This window comes from Pseudomonas sp. R62, assembly GCF_000257605.1.
Classification (GTDB): Bacteria; Pseudomonadota; Gammaproteobacteria; order Pseudomonadales; family Pseudomonadaceae; genus Aquipseudomonas; species Aquipseudomonas atacamensis.
In genome coordinates, this window is the sequence record NZ_JH635999.1 from 445,205 (window position 1) to 447,992 (window position 2,788).

Sequence of the window (2,788 nt, forward strand, 5' to 3'; positions counted from 1 at the left end):
GCAAGATTGAATACCAGACACTGTCCGAGACGTTCGTGCCCTTTGAGCTTGAATGGGGTCAGGTGCGGTTGGCAGTTGAACTGTACGCAGGCGAGCAGGGCTTCCAGATCGAGGAGCCAACGCATTGCACTGAGCCGAATGGCCGGCGCACGAGGCTCAACCGAGATACGCCAGGCCTGCGAATGCGGCCGCCGCCGTATGCGCCGAGCAGGACGCAATTCGCCGATTACCTGGTCATGCGCGGACTCTCGATAGTCCGATAAAACACAGAATTCAAACCAAACCGCCCAATGGGCGGTTTTTTATTGCCTGCAAAGCGGGCCGACCAAACCCAAGGGGTGCACCAAGTGGCAGACGAAAACCAAATTGATCTTGAAGACCCGGCAGTTCAGACCGCCATTGCTGCAGCTGTTGAGGCTGCGACCTTGGGCCTCAAGAACAAAAACACCGAGCTGCTTGGCTCGCTCCGCACCACCAAAACTGAACTGGAAGGATTCAAGTCCCAGTTCGAAGGCTTGGATATCGCCGCCGTGAAAGGGCTGCTGACCAAGGTTGGCCAGGACGAAGAAACCAAGCTGATTGCCGAGGGCAAGTTGGACGAGGTCATTACCCGCCGCACCGAACGCCTGCGCACCGACTACGACACCAAGCTGGCCGCCGAGAAGGCACGCGCCGACAAGGCCGAGCAATTCGCTGCCAAGTACAGCGACAAGGTCTTGGCTGACTCCATCCGCGCTGCTGCCATCAAGGCCGGCGCGCTACCCGAGGCTGCCGAAGACATCATCTTGCGCGCCCGGGGCACTTTCAAACTCAGTGAAGACGGCGAGGCGATTGCCACCGACCGTGACGGCGAGGTCGTTTACGGGAAGGACGGGAAAACCCCGCTGTCGCCGCTCGAATGGGCGGAGTCGCTGCGTGAAACAGCAACACACCTCTGGCCAAGGGCTCAGGGTGCCGGTCCGACCGGCGATCAAGGTGGCAAGGCCACGAAAAAATGGGGCGAGTACACGGAAACCGAGCGCGCTGCGATCGCCCGCGACAACCCCGAGCTGTTCAAGAAAATCCAGGCCACCAAAGGAACCTAATTCATGGCAACTACCCAACTGACCGACATCTTCGTCGGTGACTACTACGCCTCGCTGGAGCCGGTAAATAGCCCGGAAAAAACCGCTGTCTACGAGTCGGGCATCGTCACCCGCTCGCCTGTCCTGGACGCTATTGCTTCCGGCAGCCAAGGCACCGCCGAGATCAGCTATTGGCAGGATCTCAACGCTGATGAAGCACCGAACATCAGCAACGATGACCCGAACGACCAAGGCGAAGTCGGCAAGGTTACTCAGGACAGCATGCGTGCCCGCGTCCTGTACCTGAACAAAGGTTATGGCGTAGCCGACCTGACCGCCGAGCTGGCGAACAGCGAGCCCCAGCAGCAGATCCGCAACCGCTTCGGCACCTACTGGACTCGCCAGTGGCAGCGTTACGCTCTTGGCGCGGCGCGCGGCATCATCGCGTCGAACATCGCCAACAACGGCGGTGACATGGTGATCGACGCCGGCGCGGCCATCAGCGCGAACGCGTTTCAGGATGCCGCTTTCACTGCCGGCGATGCGGCCGACCAGTTCGGCGCGATCGGCGTGCACTCGGTGGTGATGAACCAGATGGTCAAGCAGGACCTCATCGAGTATCTGCGCGATTCCGACGGCAAGATCATCCTGGCCACCTATCTGGGTAAGCCGGTGTTCATGGACGATGGCCTGGTGTACGGCGCTGGCAAGTACCTGTCGGTGTTCTTCGGCCAAGGCGCGTTCGGCTACGGCGAAGGCTCGCCGAAGGTGCCGGTGGAGATCGAGCGCAAACCGGGCGGCGGTAATGGCGGCGGCGCCGAGGTGCTGTGGGAGCGGAAGACCTACATTCTCCAGCCTGCCGGCTTCAGCTGGAAAGGCTCCGAAGCTCAGAACCTCAGCCCGACCGCGACCCAGTATGCCGCTGCCGCGAACTGGGAGCGCGTGTTCAGCCGCAAGCAGGTTCCATTCGCCGCCGTCATTAGCGGTACCACCACGCCGTAATCCGGCTTTCACTTACCCCGGCGCCGCAAGGGCGCCGGGCTGCATTGAGGTGACTCATGAAAGTTATCTACACGGACAAACCGGGCAAAGAGCGCGGCGTGTGCTACCGCCTGCTGAGCGAATTCTTCGGCGTCATTGGCACTGCCACTGAGGTGGTCATCGAGGGTGATGCGCCTGAAATTTACGATGCATACGAAGCGGCGGGCATCAAAGTTTCGGACGGCAAGGAGCCTGAAAATGCTGAAACCGACCCTCTGAAAATGAAGGTGCCGGAGCTGAAAGAGTGGCTCACCAGTAAAGGCATCGCCTTCGAATCCAACGCACTGAAAGAAGACCTCCAGGCCTTGGTGCCGAAGGAATAAGGACGCGCACATGACCGACTTCATCACCGTTGCCGATGTTGACGCTTCGCTGGGTCCTGGCTGGGCCGGCACCGGTGATCCGGTCCTTGCTGTGACCATGGCTAACGCCTGGCTCACGGCCAAGATCAAGCGGGTTGTTCCAGATCCGGTTCCTACCGAGATCAAGACAGCCGGCGCTCAGATCGCCAAAGAGGCGGCGGCGGGCAAGTTGTACACGGCAACGCAGAAGGAAGTGCAGAGCAAGACGGTTTCGGCTCAGTCCGGCACCTCTGTGAGCAAAACCTACGTGGCCGGATCTACTGATCAGTCGGCGGGTGTGAACTTCGCCCTGGCGCTGCTGGAGCCTTGGATCAAGCGTTC

4 protein-coding genes are annotated in these 2,788 nt (G+C 60.5%); all 4 read left to right on the plus strand.

What is annotated here, in order from left to right; genetic code table 11:
- Positions 1 to 347 precede the first annotated feature (347 nt).
- Entirely contained in the window at positions 348 to 1,085 is a 738-nt protein-coding gene (locus OQK_RS20365) for a hypothetical protein (protein WP_038861998.1), read from the plus strand.
- A 3-nt stretch (positions 1,086 to 1,088) separates the two neighbouring features.
- A complete protein-coding gene (locus tag OQK_RS20370; RefSeq protein ID WP_016774007.1) occupies positions 1,089 to 2,066 on the plus strand; it encodes a major capsid protein in 978 nt (325 codons plus the stop codon).
- Positions 2,067 to 2,122: 56 nt separating this feature from the next.
- On the plus strand, positions 2,123 to 2,428 hold the full coding sequence (locus OQK_RS20375) for a HeH/LEM domain-containing protein (protein ID WP_016774008.1): 306 nt from the start codon (positions 2,123 to 2,125) through the stop codon (positions 2,426 to 2,428).
- A gap of 10 nt (positions 2,429 to 2,438) precedes the next feature.
- Positions 2,439 to 2,788 (plus strand): hypothetical protein (locus OQK_RS20380; RefSeq protein ID WP_016774009.1); only part of this gene is annotated, 350 nt, incomplete at its 3' end.

Coding starts and splice junctions, on each gene's coding strand:
- OQK_RS20370 (WP_016774007.1), top strand. CDS start 1,089: ATGGCAACTACCCAACTGACCGACATCTTCGTCGGTGACTACTACGCC.
- OQK_RS20375 (WP_016774008.1), top strand. CDS start 2,123: ATGAAAGTTATCTACACGGACAAACCGGGCAAAGAGCGCGGCGTGTGC.